20 protein-coding genes are annotated in these 21,242 nt (G+C 66.7%); 5 read left to right on the top strand and 15 right to left on the bottom strand.

From position 1 onward, the window contains the following. Positions 1 to 91: 91 nt before the first annotated feature. Entirely contained in the window at positions 92 to 1,012 is a 921-nt protein-coding gene (locus A5711_RS09135; RefSeq protein WP_067945725.1) for an SDR family NAD(P)-dependent oxidoreductase, read from the top strand. A 22-nt stretch (positions 1,013 to 1,034) separates the two neighbouring features. Here A5711_RS09135 and A5711_RS09130 read toward each other — a convergent pair whose 3' ends face one another. From A5711_RS09130 to A5711_RS09100, 7 genes are all read right to left on the bottom strand, one after another. After that, positions 1,035 to 1,493, bottom strand: a complete 459-nt coding sequence (locus A5711_RS09130) for a universal stress protein (protein WP_067945639.1) — start codon at positions 1,491 to 1,493, stop codon at positions 1,035 to 1,037. Positions 1,494 to 1,577: 84 nt separating this feature from the next. Continuing rightward, a complete protein-coding gene (locus A5711_RS09125) occupies positions 1,578 to 3,122 on the bottom strand; it encodes an NAD(P)/FAD-dependent oxidoreductase (protein WP_067945638.1) in 1,545 nt (514 codons plus the stop codon). Between the two features lie 98 nt (positions 3,123 to 3,220). After that, positions 3,221 to 3,955, bottom strand: coding sequence for a TetR/AcrR family transcriptional regulator (locus A5711_RS09120; protein ID WP_156673432.1), 735 nt, complete (start codon positions 3,953 to 3,955; stop codon positions 3,221 to 3,223). Positions 3,956 to 4,033: 78 nt separating this feature from the next. Then, positions 4,034 to 6,199, bottom strand: a complete 2,166-nt coding sequence (gene nrdE, locus A5711_RS09115) for a class 1b ribonucleoside-diphosphate reductase subunit alpha (protein ID WP_067945636.1) — start codon at positions 6,197 to 6,199, stop codon at positions 4,034 to 4,036. Next, positions 6,169 to 6,675, bottom strand: coding sequence for a class Ib ribonucleoside-diphosphate reductase assembly flavoprotein NrdI (gene nrdI / locus A5711_RS09110; protein ID WP_231987447.1), 507 nt, complete (start codon positions 6,673 to 6,675; stop codon positions 6,169 to 6,171). Before nrdI ends, nrdE begins: the two co-directional genes overlap by 31 nt. Before the next feature lie 33 nt (positions 6,676 to 6,708). Continuing rightward, on the bottom strand, positions 6,709 to 6,948 hold the full coding sequence (gene nrdH / locus A5711_RS09105; protein WP_067945634.1) for a glutaredoxin-like protein NrdH: 240 nt from the start codon (positions 6,946 to 6,948) through the stop codon (positions 6,709 to 6,711). 520 nt (positions 6,949 to 7,468) lie between these two features. Next, complete coding sequence (locus tag A5711_RS09100) at positions 7,469 to 8,023, bottom strand: NAD(P)H-dependent oxidoreductase (protein ID WP_067945632.1); 555 nt, start codon at positions 8,021 to 8,023, stop codon at positions 7,469 to 7,471. Positions 8,024 to 8,114: 91 nt separating this feature from the next. Between A5711_RS09100 and A5711_RS09095 the strand changes: the two genes are divergently transcribed. Then, entirely contained in the window at positions 8,115 to 8,723 is a 609-nt protein-coding gene (locus A5711_RS09095; RefSeq protein ID WP_067945630.1) for a TetR/AcrR family transcriptional regulator, read from the top strand. Continuing rightward, on the top strand, positions 8,723 to 9,757 hold the full coding sequence (locus tag A5711_RS09090; RefSeq protein ID WP_067945628.1) for a DNA polymerase IV: 1,035 nt from the start codon (positions 8,723 to 8,725) through the stop codon (positions 9,755 to 9,757). Before A5711_RS09095 ends, A5711_RS09090 begins: the two co-directional genes overlap by 1 nt. On the opposite strand, the gene A5711_RS09085 is transcribed toward A5711_RS09090, so the two are convergent. Both A5711_RS09085 and A5711_RS09080 read right to left on the bottom strand, forming a co-directional pair. After that, complete coding sequence (locus A5711_RS09085) at positions 9,692 to 10,615, bottom strand: SDR family oxidoreductase (protein ID WP_067945626.1); 924 nt, start codon at positions 10,613 to 10,615, stop codon at positions 9,692 to 9,694. The genes A5711_RS09090 and A5711_RS09085 overlap by 66 nt on opposite strands. A gap of 27 nt (positions 10,616 to 10,642) precedes the next feature. After that, positions 10,643 to 11,278 carry a TetR/AcrR family transcriptional regulator gene (locus A5711_RS09080; protein WP_067945624.1) on the bottom strand — a complete coding sequence of 212 codons (636 nt, stop codon included), beginning with the start codon at positions 11,276 to 11,278 and terminating at the stop codon, positions 10,643 to 10,645. Between the two features lie 114 nt (positions 11,279 to 11,392). Here A5711_RS09080 and A5711_RS09075 point away from each other — a divergent pair, with 114 nt between their 5' ends. Then, a complete protein-coding gene (locus tag A5711_RS09075) occupies positions 11,393 to 12,871 on the top strand; it encodes a cytochrome P450 (RefSeq protein WP_067945621.1) in 1,479 nt (492 codons plus the stop codon). A gap of 3 nt (positions 12,872 to 12,874) precedes the next feature. On the opposite strand, the gene A5711_RS09070 is transcribed toward A5711_RS09075, so the two are convergent. From A5711_RS09070 to A5711_RS09055, 4 genes are all read right to left on the bottom strand, one after another. Then, positions 12,875 to 13,390, bottom strand: a complete 516-nt coding sequence (locus A5711_RS09070; RefSeq protein ID WP_067945619.1) for a homocitrate synthase — start codon at positions 13,388 to 13,390, stop codon at positions 12,875 to 12,877. A gap of 570 nt (positions 13,391 to 13,960) precedes the next feature. After that, the gene (locus tag A5711_RS09065; RefSeq protein WP_067945617.1) at positions 13,961 to 14,944 is read right to left on the bottom strand and encodes a sensor histidine kinase; all 984 of its coding nucleotides are present in this window, start codon (positions 14,942 to 14,944) and stop codon (positions 13,961 to 13,963) included. A 96-nt stretch (positions 14,945 to 15,040) separates the two neighbouring features. Next, on the bottom strand, positions 15,041 to 16,471 hold the full coding sequence (locus tag A5711_RS09060) for a FadR/GntR family transcriptional regulator (protein ID WP_067945615.1): 1,431 nt from the start codon (positions 16,469 to 16,471) through the stop codon (positions 15,041 to 15,043). Positions 16,472 to 16,504: 33 nt separating this feature from the next. Beyond that, positions 16,505 to 17,698 carry a thiolase family protein gene (locus A5711_RS09055; protein WP_067945613.1) on the bottom strand — a complete coding sequence of 398 codons (1,194 nt, stop codon included), beginning with the start codon at positions 17,696 to 17,698 and terminating at the stop codon, positions 16,505 to 16,507. Positions 17,699 to 17,757: 59 nt separating this feature from the next. On the opposite strand from A5711_RS09055, the gene A5711_RS09050 reads away from it, so the two are divergent. Then, positions 17,758 to 18,093, top strand: coding sequence for a Zn-ribbon domain-containing OB-fold protein (locus A5711_RS09050; protein ID WP_067945611.1), 336 nt, complete (start codon positions 17,758 to 17,760; stop codon positions 18,091 to 18,093). Between the two features lie 10 nt (positions 18,094 to 18,103). Here the strand turns inward: A5711_RS09050 and A5711_RS09045 are convergent, their stop codons facing one another. Both A5711_RS09045 and A5711_RS09040 read right to left on the bottom strand, forming a co-directional pair. After that, positions 18,104 to 20,269, bottom strand: coding sequence for an acyl-CoA dehydrogenase (locus tag A5711_RS09045; RefSeq protein WP_067945609.1), 2,166 nt, complete (start codon positions 20,267 to 20,269; stop codon positions 18,104 to 18,106). Positions 20,270 to 20,377: 108 nt separating this feature from the next. Next, positions 20,378 to 21,136, bottom strand: coding sequence for an SDR family NAD(P)-dependent oxidoreductase (locus A5711_RS09040; RefSeq protein WP_067945607.1), 759 nt, complete (start codon positions 21,134 to 21,136; stop codon positions 20,378 to 20,380). Positions 21,137 to 21,242: the final 106 nt, after the last annotated feature.

Raw genomic sequence — 21,242 nt, 5'->3', positions numbered from 1 at the left:
AGCCGGATTTTCAGTTGACACCGTCAACTCAACCAGATAGGTTCAGTTGACAACGTCAACTCAAAGGCTCGGATGCCGAATGGAGACCGTCATGACTTCCCCGCATTCCACCGACCGTCATCAGCTGATCGTCGTGACCGGCGCCTCGACTGGCATGGGCGCCGCTACCGCAAAGTTATTGGCCCGCAATGGTTTTCACGTACTCGCCGGTGTACGCCGCGATGTCGACGCCGACGCGCTGCGGGCCGAGCGCATCGAGCCGCACATCCTGGACATCACCGTCGAGTCGGACGTGGCCGCAATCGCCGAGCGCGTTGCGAATGACCCTCTGCGTCGCCCCCTTCGCGCGCTGATCAACAACACCGGAATCGCGATCAATGCGCCGGTGGAGACGCTGCCGATGGCTCAGTGGCGCAAGCAGTTTGAGGTCAACCTGTTCGGACACATCGCGATGACCCAGGCGCTGCTGCCGGCCCTGTTACGCAGCAAAGGCACTGTCGTGAACATAAGTTCCGTCGGCGGGAAGGTCGTCTTGCCGACCTATGGCGCATATGCCGGTTCGAAGTTCGCGCTAGAGGCGGTCAGCGACGCCCTGCGCCGGGAGGTCGGCGATCTCGGGATCAAGGTCGTCGTCGTCGAACCCGGCGCGGTCAAAACCGAAATGGCCGAGCGGGGAATCGCCACCGCGGAGGCACTGATGACAAACACGACCCCTGCCCAGCTCGCACGCTACGACGCGCTCGCAGCAGCCGTCACGGCCCAGGCCCGATCGTTCGGCAGGGACGGCGTCTCGGCCGAACACGCCGCCAAAGTGATCGTCAAGGCCGCGACCGCATCTCGCCCACGCACCCGCTACACCATCGGACGCGACGCCGCGATCCTGGTGCGCATCAGCCGGCTCGTCTCCGACCGGGTCATGGATTTCATTGTGCGCATAAACCTTCGGTCCTTCGCAAAAGGCTCGGAGTCAAGCGAATGGCACAGCGCCCCAACCGCTTCGGCCGACGCTTAGGCGGCGGCCACGGGTTCGCCCATCAGCCGGATGTGTGGACGATCAGAACGTCGGTCTTGGCCCTGCGGGAGACTTCGGATGGGACTGATCCCAGCAGCCGCCCCGCGACACTGCTGAGCCCCACGTTGCCGACGACCAGCAGGTCGGCATTGACCTCCTCGGCGAGCTGCACCAGCGCGTTGATGGGGGGACCCACGATCGCCCTCTCCTCCACGTTCTTGGCCCCGGCCTGGTGCGCCCGCTCCCTGGCGTTCTGCAGGATCGCATAGAAGGGGGCCTGGCCCAGCGTCCGGTAGTCCTGGCCGTGGTCGCTGCCCGGCGGGATGGCATAGCGGCCGCGCTCCTCGCGGACTGGGAGATGCGCCGTAGCGACGATCAATGTCGCGCCGTGATCCGCCGCCGTCGCGGCGGCACGCTCCACCGCTCGGAGCGAGGAGTCCGAGCCATCGGTGCCGACCACGACGACCTGATAGGCGCACATGTCCTATCGAGTCTAGGAGCTCTCACATCGCGAATGAAGACAAAATTGGCGATTAGTCCCAGCCGGTCGCGCCACAACCGCGGCTCAGCCCTGCGCGGCCGCCGCCGAGCGCCTAGAGCGTGAGCCGTTGCCGAAGAACTCGTACTCCTCCGGCTTGATCTTCCGGGTGTCCCGCCAGTACTCCCAGGTGTAGCCGCCCCACAGCACCGTGTTCTTGCCGTGCTCGTCGAGATACCAGCTGGCGCAACCACCGCTGTTCCACACCGAATGCCCCAGCCTGCGCTGCAACTGGTCGTTGAAGGCGTCCTGCGCGGCGCGCGTCGGCGCCAGCGCCTGCACGTCCAGCTTGTCGCAGGTCTTGATCGCGCTGGCGACATAGCGAATCTGGGACTCGATCATGAACACCACGGAGTTGTGCCCCAGGCCGGTGTTCGGTCCCAGCAGGAAGAACAGGTTGGGCATGTCGGCGACGGTGATGCCGTGGTGGGCGGCGATGCCCTCCCGGTTCCACCGGTCCACCAGGTCCTCACCGTTGTGGCCCTTGATCTGGACGTAGGTGTAGGAGTCGGTGACGTGGAATCCGGTGCCGTAGACGATCACGTCGACTCCGCGCTCTTTGCCGTCGGCGGTGACGATCCCGTTGGGCGTGATCCGCGCGATGTGGTCGGTGATCAGTTCGGTCTTCGGGTCCGCGACCGCACGGTAATAGGTGGAGGAGTTGAGGATTCGCTTGCAGCCGATGCGATAGTGCGGGGTCAGCTTGCGACGCAGTTCGCGATCCTTGACCGACCGGCGGATGTTGTATTTCACGTAGGCTTCGATGAACTTCAGCGCGTTGGGGCGCTTGGTCATCCCGATGGCCAGCGCCTCCTGCCCCCAGTAGATCGCGAGACGCGTCAGCGCCCGCAGGCCCGGGACGTTCGCCATGGCCCGGCGCAGCGCCACGGGGATCTCGGGGTTGGAGCGCGGCACCACCCACGGCGGAGTGCGTTGGTAGAGCTGAAGTTCGGCGACCTGCCCGACGATCTCCGGCACGATCTGGATCGCGCTGGCGCCGGTTCCGACCATCGCCACCCGCTTGCCGGTCAGATCGACGCTGTGGTCCCATTCCGCGGAATGGAAAGCGGGACCGTGGAATTCGTCACGACCCTCGATGTCGGGCAGGGACGGGATGTGCAGCGCGCCCGCGCCGGAGATCAGGAATTGCCCGACGAATTCGCGGCCGTCTTCGGTGAAGACGTGCCAGCGCTGCTCGTCGTCGTCCCAGTGGGCCCGGTCGACGTGCGAGTTGAACTCGATGTAGCGACGCAGGCCATATTTCTCGGTGACGCCCTTGAGGTAGTCCCAGATCTCGGGCTGATAGGAGAAGGGGTTCTTCCAGTCGGGCTTGGGCTCGAATGAGAACGAATACAGGTGCGACGGGATGTCGCAGGCGCAGCCCGGGTAGCTGTTGTCGCGCCAGGTGCCGCCGACATCGTTGAACTTCTCCAGGATGACGAAGTCCACGCCCTGCTGCTGAAGCTTGATCGCCATGCCCAGGCCGGAGAACCCGGTCCCGATGATGATGGCGCGCGCGTGCACGGGCTGGTGTGCGGATGTCGGTTCGGCGTGTGTCACAACGTCGGTCACGGTGGATCGATCTTTCTGTTAGAAATACCCAGTACCCAGGGTATCGAATGGCACGAGTGTTGACGATCGCCGGAACGATGTCAACGTGCCAAAGGTCCTCAGCTCGCCGCGGGATTGCTGGGCACCACGCTGTGAACCGGCTGGTCGGGGTCCAGCGTGATGCCGAGCACCTCGGCCGTGCCGACGATGACCCCCACCATGATGGTTGTCAGGTGGGCGACGAACTGGTCGTGCGGCATGCGGCGCGGGCTTTGCGGGTCCGGCCCCAGCCACCACTCGGTGGCCGACGCGGCCGACCCGAAGGCCGCATGCGCGGCCAGCTCGAACGCGGCATGGTCGAGTTCCATCTCACGCAGCTCATTGTCGAACAGGTCGGCCATCGCCAACGTGATCCCGCGGCCCTCGTTGAGGATCTGGGGGCTGGCCGCCGAGCGACCCTGGATGAAGACCCGCAGCACGTTGGGGTGCTGGTCGACGAGGCCGACGTACTCGTCGACGGCGCGCCGGATCACTTCGCGCGCCGAATCGGTCTTCAGGTCGACGGCCGGGAAGATCGCCGCCCAGAGCATGTCGCGCAGCCGTTCCCCGATGGCCTGGAACAGATCGGACTTGTCGTGGAAATGCCGGTAGATCTTCGGCTTGGCGGTGCCGGCCTCCTCGGCGATCTCCCGCACGCTCAGCTCGGGCCCTAGGCGGTCGATGGCGCGAAACGCCGCATCCACGATCTCGCCGCGCACCTTCTTGCGGTGTTCGCGCCACCGCTCGCTGCGCGCGTCGACCTTGGCCCCCGGCGGCTTGACGCTGGGGTGGGGTGGTCGCGGAATTCTCACCACGTCAAGCACCATACCCCTCTGGGGCCGCAGTGAGCCGCTGACCTGGGCAGACTGCGCGCCAGGCGCCGGCCGCGGCGGTCAGAGCATGCAGGACACGCAGCCCTCGACCTCGGTGCCCTCTAGGGCCATCTGCCGCAGCCGGATGTAGTAGAGCGTCTTGATGCCCTTGCGCCAGGCGTAGATCTGCGCCTTGTTCACGTCGCGGGTGGTGGCGGTGTCCTTGAAGAACAGCGTCAGGCTCAACCCCTGGTCCACGTGCTGGGTGGCCGCGGCGTAGGTGTCGATGACCTTCTCGTACCCGATCTCGTAGGCGTCCTGGAAGTACTCCAGGTTGTCGTTGGTCATGTAGGGCGCCGGGTAGTAGACGCGGCCGATCTTGCCTTCCTTGCGGATCTCGACCTTGCTGGCGATCGGGTGGATCGAGCTGGTGGAGTGGTTGATGTAGGAGATCGACCCCGTCGGCGGGACGGCTTGCAGGTTCTGGTTGTAGATGCCGTACTCCTGCACCGACTCCTTCAGCCGCTTCCAGTCGTCCTGGGTCGGGATCCGGATGTCCGCGTCGGCGAAGAGCTGACGCACCTTCTCCGTCTGCGGCTCCCACACCTGTTCGGTGTACTTGTCGAAGAACTCCCCCGACTTGTACTTCGAGCGCTCGAAACCGCCGAACGCCGTGCCGCGTTCGATGGCGATGCGGTTCGACGCCCGCAGCGCGTGGTAGAGCACCGTATAGAAGTAGATGTTGGTGAAGTCGATGCCTTCCTCGGAGCCGTAGAAGATGCGCTCCCGGGCGAGGTAGCCGTGCAGGTTCATCTGTCCCAGCCCGATCGCGTGGGATTCGTTGTTGCCCTGCTCGATCGAGGGCACCGACGTGATGTGCGTCTGGTCGCTCACCGCGGTCAGCGCGCGGATCGCCACCTCGATCGTCTGCGCGAAGTCGGGTGAGTCCATCGCCTTGGCGATGTTCAGCGACCCGAGGTTGCACGAAATGTCCTTGCCTACTTTGGAATACGACAGGTCGTCGTTGAACTCCGACGGGGTGGACACCTGCAGGATCTCCGAGCACAGGTTCGAGTGCGTGATCTTGCCCTCGATCGGATTGGCCCGGTTCACCGTGTCCTCGAACATGATGTAGGGGTAGCCCGACTCGAACTGCAGCTCGGCCAGCGTCTGGAAGAACTCCCGCGCCTTGATCTTCGTCTTGCGGATGCGCGCGTCGTCGACCATCTCGTAGTACTTCTCGGTCACCGAGATGTCGGCGAACGGCACCCCGTAGACCCGCTCGACGTCGTACGGCGAGAACAGGTACATGTCCTCGTTCTTCTTGGCCAGCTCGAAGGTGATGTCGGGAATCACCACGCCCAGGCTCAGCGTCTTGATCCGGATCTTCTCGTCGGCGTTCTCGCGCTTGGTGTCCAGGAAGCGGTAGATGTCGGGGTGATGCGCGTGCAGGTACACCGCGCCGGCCCCCTGGCGCGCGCCCAGCTGGTTGGCGTAGGAGAACGAGTCCTCGAGCAGCTTCATGATCGGGATGACACCCGAGGACTGGTTCTCGATGTTCTTGATCGGCGCGCCGTGCTCACGAATGTTGGTCAGCAGCAACGCGACCCCGCCGCCGCGCTTGGACAGCTGCAGCGCGGAGTTGATCGATCGCCCGATCGACTCCATGTTGTCCTCGATGCGCAGCAGGAAGCAGCTCACCGGCTCGCCGCGCTGCTTCTTGCCCGAGTTCAGGAACGTCGGGGTGGCCGGCTGGAACCGGCCGTCGATGATCTCATCCACCAGCTTCTCGGCCAGGGCGGTGTCACCGGCCGCAAGGGTGAGCGAGACCATGACGACGCGGTCCTCGAAGCGCTCCAGGTAGCGCTTACCGTCGAAGGTCTTCAGCGTGTAAGAGGTGTAGTACTTGAACGCGCCGAGGAACGTCGGGAACCGGAACTTCTTGGCGTAGGCGCGGTCCAGCAGCTCCTTGACGAAGTTGCGCGAGTACTGGTCGAGAACCTCGCGCTCGTAATAGTTTTCGCGAATCAGGTAGTCGAGCTTCTCGTCCTGATTGTGGAAGAAGACCGTGTTCTGGTTGACGTGCTGCAGGAAGTACTCGCGAGCCGCCAGCACGTCCTTGTCGAACTGAATCCTGCCGTCGGCGTCGTACAGGTTCAGCATCGCGTTGAGCGCGTGATAGTCCGTCTCACCGGGCAACGTGTGCGCGCCGGACGTTACAGGCTCTGCAGTGACGGTTGGTGGCACGTCTGTTCCTTCCAGAAGTCGGCAAGACCCGCGCGGACGGCTTCCACGTCGTCCGGGGTCCCCATCAGTTCGAAGCGGTAAAGGTAGGGAACGCCGCATTTGCGTGAGATCACGTTGCCCGCATAGGCAAACTCGGCGCCGAAGTTGTTGTTGCCCGCGGCGATGACGCCGCGGATCAACGACCGGTTGTGCTCGTTGTTCAGGAATGCGATGACCTGCTTGGGGACGTAGCCACCGGCGTTGAGGTCCGGGGTGGCCCGTCCGCCGCCGTACGTGGGCAGTATCAGCACGTACGGCTTGTCGACCTCGATGCGGCCGTGCAGCGGTATCCGCGTGGCGGGAACACCCAGCTTCTCTACGAAGCGGTGGGTGTTCTCCGACACCGAGGAGAAATAGACCAGTGGCGATCGCGAGCGCGGCGGAGCCGGGCGAAGCGGGTCGCCACTAAAGCCTAGGTTGCGCTGCGTGCTATCCATGGCACCGCAACCTCCTTCTTACCTAACGTCCGTCTACGCGCTGAGCGCCGATTCCGCGATGGCCTTGATGCGGTCCGGCCGGAAGCCCGACCAGTGGTCGTTTCCGGCCACCACCACGGGTGCCTGCAGGTAACCCAGCGCCATCACGTAGTCGCGCGCCTCATTGTCCAGCGTGATGTCGACCTTCTCGTAGCCGATGCCCTGCTTGTCCAGGGCCTTGAACGTGGCGCTGCACTGCACGCATGCCGGCTTGGTGTACACGGTGATGGTCATAGAAGCCGCTCCTTTGCGGAAGGTGGGACTTGTTACGGTCTGGCAACTACTCGGGTACTGCGACGAACTCTGTCCTCGCTGTGTTACAGCGGCCCGTCAAGTCCTCCGATTCCCGTCCTGCGGCCGTCGGGGTCGAATGACCTATCGAGCCGATTTCGGGTGGTGAACCAGGCCCCGGTCGGGCTGGTGAACCTGGGATCTGCCGGTGCTCGAAACACTACACCTAGTGGCTGACAAGATGTCGAGATACAAGATGTTCGGAATAACATTTCTGAAATTCGCTGGTCGAAAGCCTTCTGGACGACACGCGCCCGGCGTGTCGCAGGTCACATTCTTCGTCGAAACCATTCATGCGAACGGGTATATCACCGGCCACCGACAACTCCCCGTCAGCGCTGGCCCGGTCACCCATCCCGGCCCGCCGCCAGCAAAGCCGCCAGCCCCCGGGCTGGCGGCTTCTGCTATCCGGCGACAATAACCTCGCTGGTCGCCCCGCGACCGGCTTGTTGACTTCCGCCAATCAGTCGACTTCTGCGACCAGCTTCCCCACGACATCGCGTACGTTCCCCGAGAGCTCGGCGTGCTCGGCGGGGGCCTTGCCCTCCAACGTTTTGAACGGCACCGAGAGCTTGATCGACTCGACCACGCGGGCACCGGCAATTCCGAACGACTTGCGGGTTTCGTCGTGCGCCCAGACCCCGCCGTACTGGCCGAAGGAGCCCCCGATGACCGCCAGCGGCTTGCCCTTCAGCGCGCCGTCGCCGAACGGGCGGGACAGCCAGTCGATCGCGTTCTTGATGACGGCCGGGATGCTGCCGTTGTATTCCGGGGTCACCACCAGGGCGGCGTCTGCCTCGGCCGCCGCGGTGCGCAGCGCGGTCACCGGAGCCAACGGCGGGGCATCGGAAGTCATCGCGTCGTCGATCTCCTCGTTGTAGAACGGCAACTCCCCGAGCCCTTCGAAGATCGTGACGGTGACGTCGCCCGGCGCGACGGCGCCCGCCAGCTCGGCGATCTGTCGGTTCACTGAGGCAGCGCGCAGGCTTCCCACCAACGCCAAGATTTTGGTTGCCACTGTTGCAGTTCCCTTCGGTTGTTGGTCTCCATCCTCGCCTGCCCCAACCGGACTATGGTCCGGTTTATTCCGCCGACGCTACAGTGCAGTCATGAGCGAGCGGCTGGACTCGTTGCCCGTGTGGGCCTCGGAGGTGCTGCACCAGGAGCGGGGCGACGCGGCGCGCAACCGGGCACTCCTACTCCAGGCTGCCCGAAACTTGATCGCCGAGCGCGGCGCCGACGCGGTCACCATGGACGACATCGCCGCCGCCGCCGGCGTTGGCAAAGGTACGGTGTTCCGGCGCTTCGGCAGCCGTGCCGGGTTGATGATGGTGCTGCTCGACGAGGACGAGCGAGCCAGCCAGCAAGCTTTCCTATTCGGCCCGCCCCCGCTGGGACCCGACGCCCCGCCGATCGATCGACTGGTGGCGTTCGGCCGGGAGCGGATTTGCTTCGCCCATGCCCATCACGAACTGCTCTCGGAAGCCCACCGCGATCCGCAGACCCGCTACAGCGCGCCCGTCCTGGTGCACCACACCCACGTCCGGGTGTTGCTCCGGGCGGCTCATACCACCGGCGATCTCGACGCCCAGGCCGATGCCCTGCTCGCTCTGCTCAACGTCAACTACGTCGAGCATCAGCTCAACGACCGCGGCCATACCCTCCAGACCCTGGGCGATGCCTGGGAAAGCGTGGCGCGCAAGCTCTGCGGCCGCTGATGAGCCCGGCCTGGATCCTGCACGTCGACCTCGATCAGTTTCTGGCGTCGGTGGAATTGCGCCGCCACCCCGAACTGGCCGGGCTGCCGGTCATCGTCGGCGGCAACGGCGACCCGTCCGAACCCCGCAAGGTCGTCACCTGCGCCTCCTACGAGGCCCGCGAGTTCGGCGTGCACGCCGGCATGCCGTTGCGGGCCGCCGCGCGCCGCTGCCCCGATGCGACGTTTCTGCCCTCGGATGCCGCCGCGTACGACGCGGCATCCGAACAGGTGATGGGGCTGTTGCGCGATTTGGGACACCCGGTCGAAGTGTGGGGTTGGGACGAGGCGTATGTCGGCGTCGCGGCGGCCGATCCGGCCGCCGTGGCCGAAGAGATTCGCACGGTCATCTCGTCGGCAACCGGGCTGTCCTGTTCGATCGGAATCAGCGACAACAAGCAGCGGGCCAAGATCGCGACCGGCTTCGCCAAACCCGCGGGCATCTTCACGCTCACCGACGCGAACTGGATGACCCTGATGGCGGACCGCCCGGTCGACGCACTGTGGGGCGTTGGCCCCAAGACGGCGAAAAAGCTTGCCACACTGGGGATCACGACGGTGTGGCAGCTCGCGCACAGTGATGCCGAGTTGCTGACGTCGGTGTTCGGCCCGCGCACCGGCCTGTGGCTGCTGCTGCTCGCCAAGGGCGGCGGTGACGCGCAAGTCAACGCCGAGCCGTGGATTCCGCGCTCGCGCAGCCACGTCGTCACCTTCCCGCGCGACCTCACCGATCGCACCGAAATGGATTCGGCCATAACACAACTGGCCGAACAGGCGTTGACGGACGTGCTGGCGTCGGGCCGGATCGTGACGCGGGTGGCGGTTACCGTGCGCACCGCGACGTTCTACACCCGCACCAAAATCCGCAAGCTGGAGGCGCCCACCACCGATCGCGACACCATCGTCGCCGCGGCGCTGCGCGTCCTGGACCTATTCGAGCTCGACCGTCCGGTCCGGCTGCTCGGAGTGCGCCTCGAACTGGCCATGCCGGACTAGCGGCGCCGGGGCCGGCCGCAGAGCGCGGGTGAAGATGACATTGACCTGACGCATCGCCACGCTGTAGGGCCACCAGGCCAGCCGCTTGAACGCGTACAGCGCCCGGATGTCCGGCGACGTGTAGATCAGGTAGCGGTTCTTGGCCACCCCGGCCAGGATCTTCTCGGCCGCCTTCTCCGGCGAGACGGCGTGGCCGCTGAAGCGGTTCACCCAGCGCGCGACCTTGGGGTCTTCGCGGTCCACCCCGGCGATCTCGACCGTTTGCACCAGGGGGGTGTTCACCGCGCCCGGCACCACGACCGACACCCCGATCCGGTGGCGGGCCAGGTCGAAGCGCAGCACCTCCGACAGCCCACGCAGGCCGTACTTGCTGGCGCTGTAGGCGGCATGCCACGGGAGCGCGACCAACCCGGCCGCCGACGAAACGTTGACCAGGTGTCCGCCGTTGCGGGCGGCCACCATCGGCGGGACGAACGATTCGATGACGTGGATCGGACCCATCAGGTTGATCGCGATCATCTTGCTCCACTGGTCGTGCGTCAGCCGGTCGACGGTGCCCCAGGCGGACACGCCGGCGATATTGAGCACGACGTCCATGCTCGGATGGTCGCGATGGATGTCGGCGGCGAACGCCGCCACCTGGTCGTAGTCGGCGATGTCGAGGGCCCGCTGTGCGGGCACCTGAGCGCCCAGCGCGCGGGCGTCGGCCACGGTGAGCTCGAGGCCTTCCCGGTCACGGTCGGTCAGATAGAGTTCGGCGCCTTGCGCGGCCAGCCGCAGCGCGGTCGCACGGCCGATGCCGCTGGCCGCGCCGGTGACCAGACACCGCTTGCCTGCGTAATACCCCTGCTGCCCCATTGCCGTGACGATACCGGCGGTAACGCCCTACGGACGCCCGCCCCACAGCGCGTGCAGCCATAACCGCTCCAGCACGCGCACGCGCCGGCCGCGATCGCTGTCACGGCCGGCCAGGATGGGATCGCCGGTCAGCATCAACGCGGTGGTACCGGCCAGGGTGCGAATCAGTGTCGGCAGGTCGTCGCTGATCGGGCTGGCGGTCCCGGCCTTCATCTCGGCCTCGACGATCGCGACGATCTGACCCAGGACCACCTCGAACTGTTGATCCATCAGGTTGCGGATCTCGACGTCGGTGTTGCGGGCCTCGTTGCAGGCGGTCATCACCGGGTCGTTGTGCGCATAGACGGCGGCCGCGCTGCCGACCATGCGCTCGGCGAACTGCTCGGGCGACTCGCCCGGCTGGCGGGGGGCGAAATCCTGCGTGAGCTCTTCGAGCTCCTCGGCGGCCTCGGCCATCAGCTGGGCGAGTACGGCGTACTTGGAGTCGAAGTAGAAATAGAAGCCCGATCGGGCCACCCCGGCCCGGAGGCTGATGGTGCTGACCGACAGCTCCGCGAATGGCTTCTCCTGCAGCAGTTCCCGCACCGCCTGCAGGATCGCCTGGCGCTGCTTGTCGCCGCGCCGTTGCCCGCCCGGCTCCGGAGTGGCGGCGTGGCTGCTCATTCCCTGACCTTGCACCACGCCGGTCAAAAAGCAAACTTGACAGCCGTCAAGTTTTTTCCGAAGGTTATAAGACAGTGACGGCTGTCACCTCGGAGGGAACGCAAAGGAGCGTCTATGACCGCCACGATCAGCACCCCGCATTACCTGCTGGACCAGGCGCGGCGCCGGTTCACTCCGACGCTGAACACCATCCCGGGGATGGGTGCGGTCGAAAGGCGTCTGCTCAACCACGACTGGGAAACCAAGGTCCTGGCCGAACCGCCCGCCGGCAGCGGCCTCAAGCCGGTGCTCGGCGACGCCGGCCTCCCGATCCTCGGGCACATCATCGAGATGTTCCGGGGCGGACCGGACTACGCGCTGCATCTGTATCGCACCCGCGGCCCGCTGCACTTCCTCGACTCGCCGATCATGCCGGCGGTCACCGCGCTGGGACCGGACGCCACCCAGGCCGTGTTCTCGAACAAGAACAAGGACTTCTCGCAGAAGGGCTGGCACCCGGTGATCGGGCCGTTCTTCAACCGCGGCCTGATGATGCTGGACTTCGACGAGCACATGTACCACCGGCGCATCATGCAAGAGGCCTTCACCCGCACCCGGTTGACGGGCTACGTCGAGCACATCGACCGGGTGGCCAGCGACATCGTCGCCAACTGGCCCACCAACGACGCGCGCTTCCTGTTCCACCCGGCGATGAAGGAACTCACCCTGGATATCGCGTCCTTGGTGTTCATGGGGCACGAGCCGGGCACGGACCACGACCTGGTGACCAAGGTCAACCAGGCGTTCACGATCACGACGCGCGCGGGCGGCGCGATCGTCCGGCAGCCCGTTCCGCCGTTCAAGTGGTGGCGCGGGCTGCGGGCCCGCAGGCTCCTCGAGGACTACTTCATCGAGCGGGTCAAGGAACGCCGCAACGCCACCGGCAATGACATGCTCACGGTGCTGTGCCACACCGAGGACGACGACGGCAACAGCTTCACCGACGAAGACATCGTCAACCACATGATCTTCTTGATGATGGCCGCCCACGACACATCGACGTCGACCACCACCACCATGGTCTACAACATGGCCGCGAACCCCGAGTGGCAGGAGCGGGCCCGTGAGGAGTCGGCGCGGCTCGGCGACGGCCCGCTGGACATCGAGGCGCTGGATAAGCTGGAGACCCTCGAACTGATCATGAACGAGTCGCTGCGCATGGTGACGCCGCTGCCGTTCAACATGCGGCAGGCCGTTCGCGACACCGAGTTACTCGGCCACTACATTCCAGCCGGGACCAACATCACCATCTGGCCCGGCATGAACCACCGGCTGCCCGAATTGTGGACCGACCCAGACAAATTCGATCCCGAGCGCTTCGCCGAGCCCCGCTCCGAGCACAAGAAGCACCGCTACGCCTTCGCGCCGTTCGGCGGCGGCGCGCACAAGTGCATCGGCATGGTGTTCGGTCAGCTGGAGGTCAAGACCGTCGTCCACCGGCTGCTGCGCCGCTACCGGCTGGAGCTGGCCCGGCCGGGCTACCAGCCGCACTTGGACTACGGCGGCATGCCGATACCGATGGACGGCATGCCGATCGTGCTGCGCCCGCTGTAGGCCTCAGGCGAGCAACCGGTTGGCGCAGGCGATCACCGCGCGCAGTGCCGACTGCGTCGGGTCGCCGGCCCAGCCCATCGCCCACTCCTCGCGGGCGCCGTTGCTGCCGCAGATGAAGGTGGCGGTGTCCCCGCCCGATCGCAGCTGATGGAACTTCAGGATCTCCACCGGGATTCCGCGCTCGTGCAGCATCGCGCTGAGCGCCGCGATCGGGCCACCGGCCGCGGCGGCTGACGTCTCGATGCGGTCGCCGACGGCGATCGTGGCCCGGAAGTGGCGGGCCTGCGGCCCCCGCCGTCGGTGGGTGTCCGTGCACGCCCAATTTCCGAGGCGAATCGGGCCGGCCGAGTGACCGTAGGTCGCGACGAAACGCTCCCAGGACATCGCGTCGGCCTTTTCCCGCAGACCGCGGGGTAACGGCGCGCCGAACTGCTGGGCGAACCACGCCGTCGCGGCGCACTGGCCGGCCTGGTCACTGGACGGGTCGAGCCGCTCGGGCAGGGTCTCAAGAAGGGTCATGTGCCGGTCTTCTTCGGTCGAAAGGAGCGACCGACGGCAGTAGCTTCCGACCCACAGCGGGGGGTCGGTCTAGGTCAGACCCCGCTGCGGGTGCTAGCTACTACGGCCCTCTTGAAGGCGCGATCGTGAAGACGCACGAGCGAAGACATTAGCCGTATACGGCCCTGACGTGCAAGTTTCTGCCGAGCGGCATAACGCGTCAACCCGTCTCGAAATTAGTGAAGAATTTAGGTTTACTCGCGCCCAGCACCGGGTATGGGGTCGGGGCATCCGTTCGTTGAACGGATGTGCAATTACTCCCCCTCGGAATGTGATGAAAGAAGGCTCATCATGATGGCGAAAGACACCAAGAAGACCCTCAAAGTCGCCACCGCGGCCATCGGGTTGGCCGCGATGTCGCTCCTACCGACAGGATGCGCTTCATCGGCGGCCGGAAGCGGGGGACTTGTCGGCGGCGGGGCCGCCGGCGGAGGTTGCGTAGTTAGCGCGCTTGGTATCTGCGTCTAACCGTTTGTAACGAGCGACCCTCGGGACCGCGATGTGGGGGGCGGTTCCCGGGGGTTGCTTCCGTTACCCCCTGGGCCCAGCCGACGGATCGACCCGCAGATACGCCTGAATCGTCGTGCCGCTGGCGGTGGTGTGGGTGCGGACCAGGTCCGAGATGGCGTTGACCAGGTACAGACCGCGGCTGGCGGGGCCGCACGGCCCCGGATCCATTCGCCCGACCAGCGGATCTTCGAAGCACCCGGTGTCTCGCGCCTCACACACCAGGTAGTCGTCGTCGCGCCAGAAGGCGAGCTGGCACGCGCCCTCGGTGTACATCAGGCTGTTGCTGGCCAGCTCGGTGGCCACCAATTGCAGGTCCTCGATCCCGTCTTGGGACAACCCGATCCACCCGGCGTAATTCGTGGCGAATGAACGCGCGGGGCTGAGGTCCGATGACTTTTTGACCACGTAGGTGACGGCCCCCGGGTTGCCGGGCAGCGGTCGGTTGCAGCGCTGCAGGGCGTCGTCGGGCGCGTAGTCCGCGCTGCGTTGCAGCGCGTCGCCCCTCCAGAGCAGCGGGTGTGTCGCTCGGGCGTCCGCCAGCACGTCGTCGCCGAGCCGGCTCCCGTCGTAGAGGCACAAACCGGTCACTTGGTAGCCGTCCATCGCCCCGTTGACCAGTGCCTCGTGCTCCACGCAGGCCACCAGCTCCTCTTCGGTGCGGCCGGGCCAGGCGATCTGACTGACGATCCGCACCCGCCGGTCGGGGTGATCGTCGACGAAAGCCCCCTCCATCGCCATCAGCCGGCTGGGATTGCGGGCGACCTCAGTGACGTCGACCATCTGCACATCGGCCGAAGACTCGCCCAGCGCGTCATGGAGTAGCGCCAACTTGTCCGAAGGTACGGCGACCATGACCGCCTCGTCGGTCGCCAGCCCTTCGTTGACGAAGCGCGTCACGAATTCCAGGTACTCCCGCTGGGATTGGTAGATGAGTGCCGAATGGACGAAGCCGAGTTGTCCAATGTCGGTGCCCGCAGTCACTCCAGCACTCTCGCTCTCGATCACTAACGCCAACCCCCTGCTGGACCGGCCGTCACTTCCTCCCTCCCCAGTACCCCCGACGGGCCTTCGCTATACCGCGCTGCAGATCACATCTGCGACCTACAGCCACCAGGACGCGGCGGCGTCTAGATGACGCCGCACGCGATATCGGGCCAGGCTCTCGTCACCCGCCTCGATGGCGTCCACGATCCGCAGGTGGGCGTGGTGGACCGCCAGGACGTCCGCCCAGGTGGGCGGCTCCTGCCCGGTGCTCGACCAGTGCCGCCGGAACAACTCGACGATGATGCGCAGGAACAAGTCGAGCAGCGAGTTGCCCGCCAGTTGGGCCAGCCCCACGTGGAATCGGAACTCCTCGACGGCGGCGTCGGCGACGTCGCCCGGCGTTTCGTCTACCTCGGACCGGTGGGCGGACAGGAAGGCGGCCACCTCGGATTCGCCGCGCCGCTTCACCACCTTGGCGACGTTGTCGATCTCGATGGCATCCCGGACGCAACGCAAGTCCTCGCGGCTGGGATCGCGGTACTGCAGGTACAGCGCGATGGTATCGATGCTCGCCTGCGCCTGGGGTGTGGCGATGACGAGGCCACCGCCGGGCCCGCGGCGCATGTGCGCGATCGAGTGGTATTCGAGCAGCCGCACCGCTTCGCGGAACACCGCGCGGCTCACCCTGTAGCGCTCCAGGAGGGCCGTCTCGGTGCCGAGGACCGACCCGACCTTCCAACCGCTGGCCGCGATGTCGTCGCCGATCGTGGCTGCCAGCATCTCCGCCAGCTTGCCGCGGGGCACCTCGATGTTGAGGGGCCGCGGCTTGCGTCGCCTGCTCGCATTGCCGGGGTGATGGTGCTGCAGCCAGGCGGTCACGGCCTCGACGTGTCGTTCACTGAGCGTCTTGGCCCGCGCCGAGTCGCCGGACGTGACGGCGGCGACGATCTCGGAGTGGTCGACGTGCATCCGGTCGACCGCCTCGACGGCCTCGCTGGCGGTGTCCGTCCGCGACCGCAGGGCGTAGCGGGTGGTGAGCCGCATCAGCACGTCGATGAATAGTTGCAGGACAGGGTTTTTCGATTGCTCCGCCAGGGCGATGTGGAACTCGTCCCGAGGTGTCGGCAACCCGGGCTTCCACTGTTCCTCGCCCCGCAATACGGCCCGCAGCCGGGCTATGCCCGTTTCGTCGATCCGCTCGGCGGCCAGCGAGGCCGCCAACGGTTCGAGCACCAGGCGTGCATTGAGGAGGTCGCCGAGCGTCGTGCCGAGGTATTCGAGATAGATGACGACGGCGCGGGTGGCGGGGCCGGCATCGGGCTCACAGATGATCAGCCCGCCGCCCGGCCCGCGGCGCATCCGGGCCACCTGGTGGTGCTCGACGAGCCGGACGGCCTCGCGCAGCACAGAGCGGCTCACCCCGAAGCGCTCTTGCAGAGCGTGTTCGGAGCCCAGCGATTCGCCGGTGGCCCAGCCGCGGCGGACGATCTCGGCCTCGAGGTCCCGCGCGACCTTGGACGCCAGCTTGTTCCCGAGACCAGTGCTCATGTCAGGCCCAATGGCGTTTTGGCGCAAACCTTTTCAGCATGTGAGCAACATGCAGCCGGCGACTGGGCCGCCTCCGACGGAAACGACGCCGACGTCCGGACGCCGCGACACCTGCCGCTCCCCCGCCTCGCCACGCAACTGCAGGCAGCCCTCGTGCAGCGCCCAGTAGCCGTGCATGCGCCCGGCCGAGAGCTGGCCACCGTAGGTGTTCAGGGGAAGTTCACCGTCGCGGGCGATGCGGGCGCCGCCTTCGACATAGGGCCCGGCCTCGCCGTCGCCGCAGATTCCCAGCGCTTCCAGCCAGGCCAGGGTCAGATAGGTGAATCCGTCATAGAGTTCGGCGACCTTGAGGTCGGACGGCTTCAGCTCGGTCCGCGACCACATCTGCGCCGCCGCATCAGACATCGCCATCTTCGGGTAGTCGTCGCGGTGGAACCAGCCGCCGGCGCCGTCGGACCCGCCGATCGCCTCCACCGCCACCGCGCGGTGCGGGCAATCCCGCGCGTACTCGGCGTGCGAGACCACCACCGCGATCGAGCCGTCGATCGGCACGTCGCAGTCCAGCAGCCCGAACGGGGTGGATACCGGCCGCGCGCTGAGGTAGTCGGCCATGGTCATCGGATCGCGATAAACGGCGCGCGGATTCAGCGCGGCGTTGCGCCTGCCGTTGAGCGCCACCCAGCCCAGCTGTTGTTTGGTCGTCCCGTACAACTCCATGTGACGCCGGCAATTGAGCGCCAGCCAGTTCGCGGCGGAGTAGGCGTTGGCCGCGACCAGATCGTTGACGTCGTCCATCGCGCCGACGGCCGGCCGTTCGGCACCCTCCGGCGCCTCGAACATCCGCGCGAGCGGGGGCGCGGGCGCGTTCTCCTGTGGTTTGACGGGGACGGTGCCCCCGAGCATTTGGATGGTCCGGTACACCACCACGTGGCGGGCGCGACGCTCGGCGACTGCGCGGCACGCCGACATCACCGGGCTGAGCAAGCCGCCGGTGCCGAAGCCGGATCCGCAATCCGCCGCCTCGATCCGCAGCCCAGCGTTGACCTCCTCGGCGGGGGTGTCGCCAAGGGTCGCGATGCCGTCGACGTCGGACGGAACCAGCCCGGCATCCTCGATGGCGGCCCGCACCGATTCCATGGTCAGGTCCAGACCCGGGATGCCACTGCGGCGACCGATCCGCGAGATGCCGATGCCGGAGAGAATCGCGTCCTTCTCGAAATGCGTCATGCACACCGCCCGTCAGCCCACAGCCCCGCATCGAATCAATTGAGTGTACTGTATTCGTCGTGCCGGACGAGCCGCTGCTCATCGAATATTGCGACCCCTGCGCGCGGTGGGTGCATCCCGCGGCCGGCGAATGCCGCACTTGCGGCGGCCAACTGGTAGCGCGGCCGGTTTCCGGCCGCGGCACGGTGTTCACCTATACGGTCAACCACCACCCGTATAACCCGGAGATTCCCGTCCCGTACGTGATCGCCATCGTCGAGCTCGCCGAACAAGAGGGCCTGCGGGTGGCCGCCAACATTGTTGACTGCGAACCCGATTCGGTCAGGTGCGGCATGACCGTCGCGATCCGGCCGGAAAAGGGCAGCGGCGGGGCGCCGTTGTTCGCACCCGCCTGACCCGGGCGGCTTAGTTGATCAGCGGGTCGCGCGGCATGCCGAGGATCCGCTCGGCGATCTGATTGCGGGTGACCTCCGAGGTGCCGCCGGCGATCGCCATGCCTCGCGCTCCCATCGCCAGCCGGCCCACCACCGCACCGGGCCCGTCCATCAGTGCGACCTCCGGGCCCGCCAGCGCCGCCCAGATCGCGGCCCCGTCCACCATGTGCTCGGCCAGCTTCAGCTTGGTGATGTTGCCTTCCGGGCCGGGCCCGGCTCCCTCGACGCTGCGCGCGGCGCGGCGCAGGTTCAGCAGCCGCAGGGCGTGATCGTCGGCGAGGAAGGACCCGATCCGAATCGGCGCGCCCGCCAAGCGATCTGACTGCTGCGCAGCGAGCTGCACCAGGGTGGATGCCAGGCCCTCGTAGAACGATCCGCTGCCACCGATGCTCACTCGCTCGTTGCCCAGCGTCGCGCGGGCGACCGTCCACCCCGAATTGGGCGTACCGACGACGTCCTCGTCGGGAACGAACACGTCGTTGAAGAACACCTCGTTGAATTCCGAGCCGCCGGTGATCTGCCGCAACGGCCGCACCTCGACGCCCGGGCCCTTCATGTCGATGATGACGGTGGTGATGCCGGCGTGCTTGGGAGCTTCCGGGTCGGTGCGCACGGTGGCCAGGCCGCGCGCGCAATACTGGGCCCCGCTGGTCCAGACCTTCTGCCCGTTGATCTTCCAGCCGCCGTCCACCCGCGTGGCGCGGGTCTTCACCGATGCGGCGTCGGAGCCGGCCTCGGGTTCGGAGAACAACTGGCACCAGATCTCCTCTTGGCGCAGCGCCTTCTCCACGAATCTCTCGATTTGCCAATCGGTTCCGTGCTGGATCAGGGTCAGGATCACCCACCCGGTGATGGAGTAGTCGGGCCGCTTGACGCCGGCCGCGCGGAACTCCTCCTCGATCACCAGCTGCTCGACCGCGTCGGCGGCGCGGCCCCAGGGCTTGGGCCAATGCGGCATGACGTAGCCGGTCTCGATCAGCTTGTCGCGTTGCGCCTCTTTGTCGAGGGCGGCGATCTCGGCGGCGTCGGCATGGATCCGGGTGCGCAGTTCCTCGGCCTCGGGCGGCAGGTCCAAACTGTTCTCCCGCTTGGCGCCTGCGGCCGTGCGCTCGAAGACATCCCGGGCCGGCGCGTCACCGCCGAACAGCGCCGCGATCACCAGCGCGCGGCGCAGATGCAGGTGCGCGTCGTGCTCCCAGGTGAAACCGATGCCGCCGTGCACCTGGATGTTCAGCTCGGCATTGCGCGCGTAGGCGGGGAACGCCAGGGTCGCAGCGACCGCGGCGGCCAGCTGGAACTGGTTTTCGTCCTCGGATGCCGCACGCGAGGCATCCCACACCGCGGCGACCCCCGACTCGGATGCCACCAGCATGTTCGCGCAATGATGCTTGACCGCTTGGAAAGTCGCGATGGTGCGCCCGAACTGCTGCCGCACCTTGGCATAGTCCACGGCGGCATCCACACAGTCCGCCGCGCCACCCACCGCCTCGGCGGCCAGCAGGGTCCGTGCGCGGGCCAGCGCCGATGCCCGCGCGCCGACCAGGACGTCGTCGGCGCTGACGTTGACGTTCTCCAGGCGGACCCGTCCGGAGCGCCGGGTCGGGTCGAAGTTGTTCGGCACGTCGACCGACACGCCGGCGCGATCGCGCTCCAGCAGCAGCACGTCCTCGCCAGCGTTGATCAGCAGCAACTCGGCCAGCCCGGCACCGAGCACGATTCCGGCGTCACCGTCGGCGATCCCGTTCTTGAGTTCCACCCGGCCGTCCAGGCCGATGCCCGCGGTGACGGTCCCGTCGATCAGGCCGGGCAGCAGCCGCGACTTCTGTTCGGCGCTACCGTCTTTGGCGATCACCGCCGACGCGATGACGGTCGGCACGAACGGCCCGGGCGCGACGGCGCGGCCGAGTTCCTCGACCACCACCACCAGTTCGGGCAGACCGAAACCGGAACCGCCGTGTTCTTCGTCGACATGCAGGCCGAGCCAGCCCAGCTCGACCAGGTTCTGCCAGAACGGCGGCCGGGATTCCTCGGCGGCGTCGAGCAGGGACCTCGCCGCCCAGCGGGCCTTCTGCGAGGTCAGGAACCCGCGCGCGACCTCGGCGAGTTCGCGGTGGTCGTCGGTCAGTGCGATACCCATGAGGGACCCTCCTCGCTACCGGCTGGGTAGCCGGCCCCGCTTCGAGGGGAAGCGGGGCGGCTGCCTAAAGAGTGTACTTAATGCGAGGAGGGCCGCCCGGGCGGGTCGCTACTTGGGCGCGAACCGCTGCCCGGCATCCAGGCGCAGGCACTGGCCGTTGAGCATCGGGTTCTCCACGATGGCCGCCACCAGCTTGGCGTACTCGATCGGCCGGCCGAGACGCTTGGGGAAGGCCGCGTCCTTGGTGAGTGCCGCGGCGAATTCGTCCGGAATGCCCTGCGTCAATCCCGTGGCGAACAGGCTGGGCGCGATCGCCAGCACGCGGATGCCCAGCGAGCCGAGATCGCGGGCCATGGTCAGGCACATGCCGGCGATGCCGGCCTTGGCGGCGGTGTAGGCGACCTGCCCGATCTGCCCTTCGAAGGCCGCGATCGAGGCGGTGTTGATGATCACGCCGCGCTCTTCGTCCTCGGGCTCATTCTTGGCCATGTGCGCCGCCGCGAGCCGGCTGATGTTGAAAGTGGCGATGAGGTTGAGGTCGATCACGGACTGGAAGGATTCGAGGTCGTGCGGGCCGGACTTCGTCATCGTCCGCTTGGCGATGCCGCCGCCGGCGGTGGTGATGATGACGTGCAGGCCGCCCAGCTTGTCGACGGCGGTCTGCAGGGTCTCCTCGGTGCCCTTGAAGTCGGTGACGTCGACCGGGTAGAACGCGCCCCCGATGGCCTCGGCCACGTCTTTCCCGTCGGAACCCTCACGGTCGAAGATCGCGACGTCCGCACCGCGCTCGGCCAGCAACTCCGCGGACGCACGACCCATCCCCGACGCGCCGCCGATGACGACGACCTTCTTCCCGTTGATCTCCATCCGGCCTCTCCTTTGGGTTGTCAGAATCCATGCGATCTGTAACGTTACGTAGGCACGCTAGCGTGTCCGTCTGGCAGGGTTGACCCCGCCTTGTCCGAGAGCCGTG

The sequence above is a fragment of the Mycobacterium sp. E2238 genome (genome assembly GCF_001672665.1).
Taxonomy (GTDB): domain Bacteria; phylum Actinomycetota; class Actinomycetes; order Mycobacteriales; family Mycobacteriaceae; genus Mycobacterium.
The sequence above is the reverse complement of the archived record's forward strand: the minus strand, read 5'-3'. Positions and strand labels throughout refer to the sequence as shown.

What these genes read in the sequence shown, in the direction of transcription:
- A5711_RS09040 (WP_067945607.1), bottom strand. Translation starts at nt 21,136, where the DNA reads ATGGAGATCAACGGGAAGAAGGTCGTCGTCATCGGCGGCGCGTCGGGG.
- A5711_RS09135 (WP_067945725.1), top strand. Translation starts at nt 92, where the DNA reads ATGACTTCCCCGCATTCCACCGACCGTCATCAGCTGATCGTCGTGACC.
- nrdI (WP_231987447.1), bottom strand. Translation starts at nt 6,675, where the DNA reads ATGGATAGCACGCAGCGCAACCTAGGCTTTAGTGGCGACCCGCTTCGC.
- A5711_RS09130 (WP_067945639.1), bottom strand. Translation starts at nt 1,493, where the DNA reads ATGTGCGCCTATCAGGTCGTCGTGGTCGGCACCGATGGCTCGGACTCC.
- A5711_RS09075 (WP_067945621.1), top strand. Translation starts at nt 11,393, where the DNA reads ATGACCGCCACGATCAGCACCCCGCATTACCTGCTGGACCAGGCGCGG.
- A5711_RS09060 (WP_067945615.1), bottom strand. Translation starts at nt 16,471, where the DNA reads ATGAGCACTGGTCTCGGGAACAAGCTGGCGTCCAAGGTCGCGCGGGAC.
- A5711_RS09070 (WP_067945619.1), bottom strand. Translation starts at nt 13,390, where the DNA reads ATGACCCTTCTTGAGACCCTGCCCGAGCGGCTCGACCCGTCCAGTGAC.
- nrdH (WP_067945634.1), bottom strand. Translation starts at nt 6,948, where the DNA reads ATGACCATCACCGTGTACACCAAGCCGGCATGCGTGCAGTGCAGCGCC.
- A5711_RS09045 (WP_067945609.1), bottom strand. Translation starts at nt 20,269, where the DNA reads ATGGGTATCGCACTGACCGACGACCACCGCGAACTCGCCGAGGTCGCG.
- A5711_RS09055 (WP_067945613.1), bottom strand. Translation starts at nt 17,698, where the DNA reads ATGACGCATTTCGAGAAGGACGCGATTCTCTCCGGCATCGGCATCTCG.
- A5711_RS09085 (WP_067945626.1), bottom strand. Translation starts at nt 10,615, where the DNA reads ATGGGGCAGCAGGGGTATTACGCAGGCAAGCGGTGTCTGGTCACCGGC.
- A5711_RS09095 (WP_067945630.1), top strand. Translation starts at nt 8,115, where the DNA reads ATGAGCGAGCGGCTGGACTCGTTGCCCGTGTGGGCCTCGGAGGTGCTG.
- A5711_RS09080 (WP_067945624.1), bottom strand. Translation starts at nt 11,278, where the DNA reads ATGAGCAGCCACGCCGCCACTCCGGAGCCGGGCGGGCAACGGCGCGGC.
- A5711_RS09090 (WP_067945628.1), top strand. Translation starts at nt 8,723, where the DNA reads ATGAGCCCGGCCTGGATCCTGCACGTCGACCTCGATCAGTTTCTGGCG.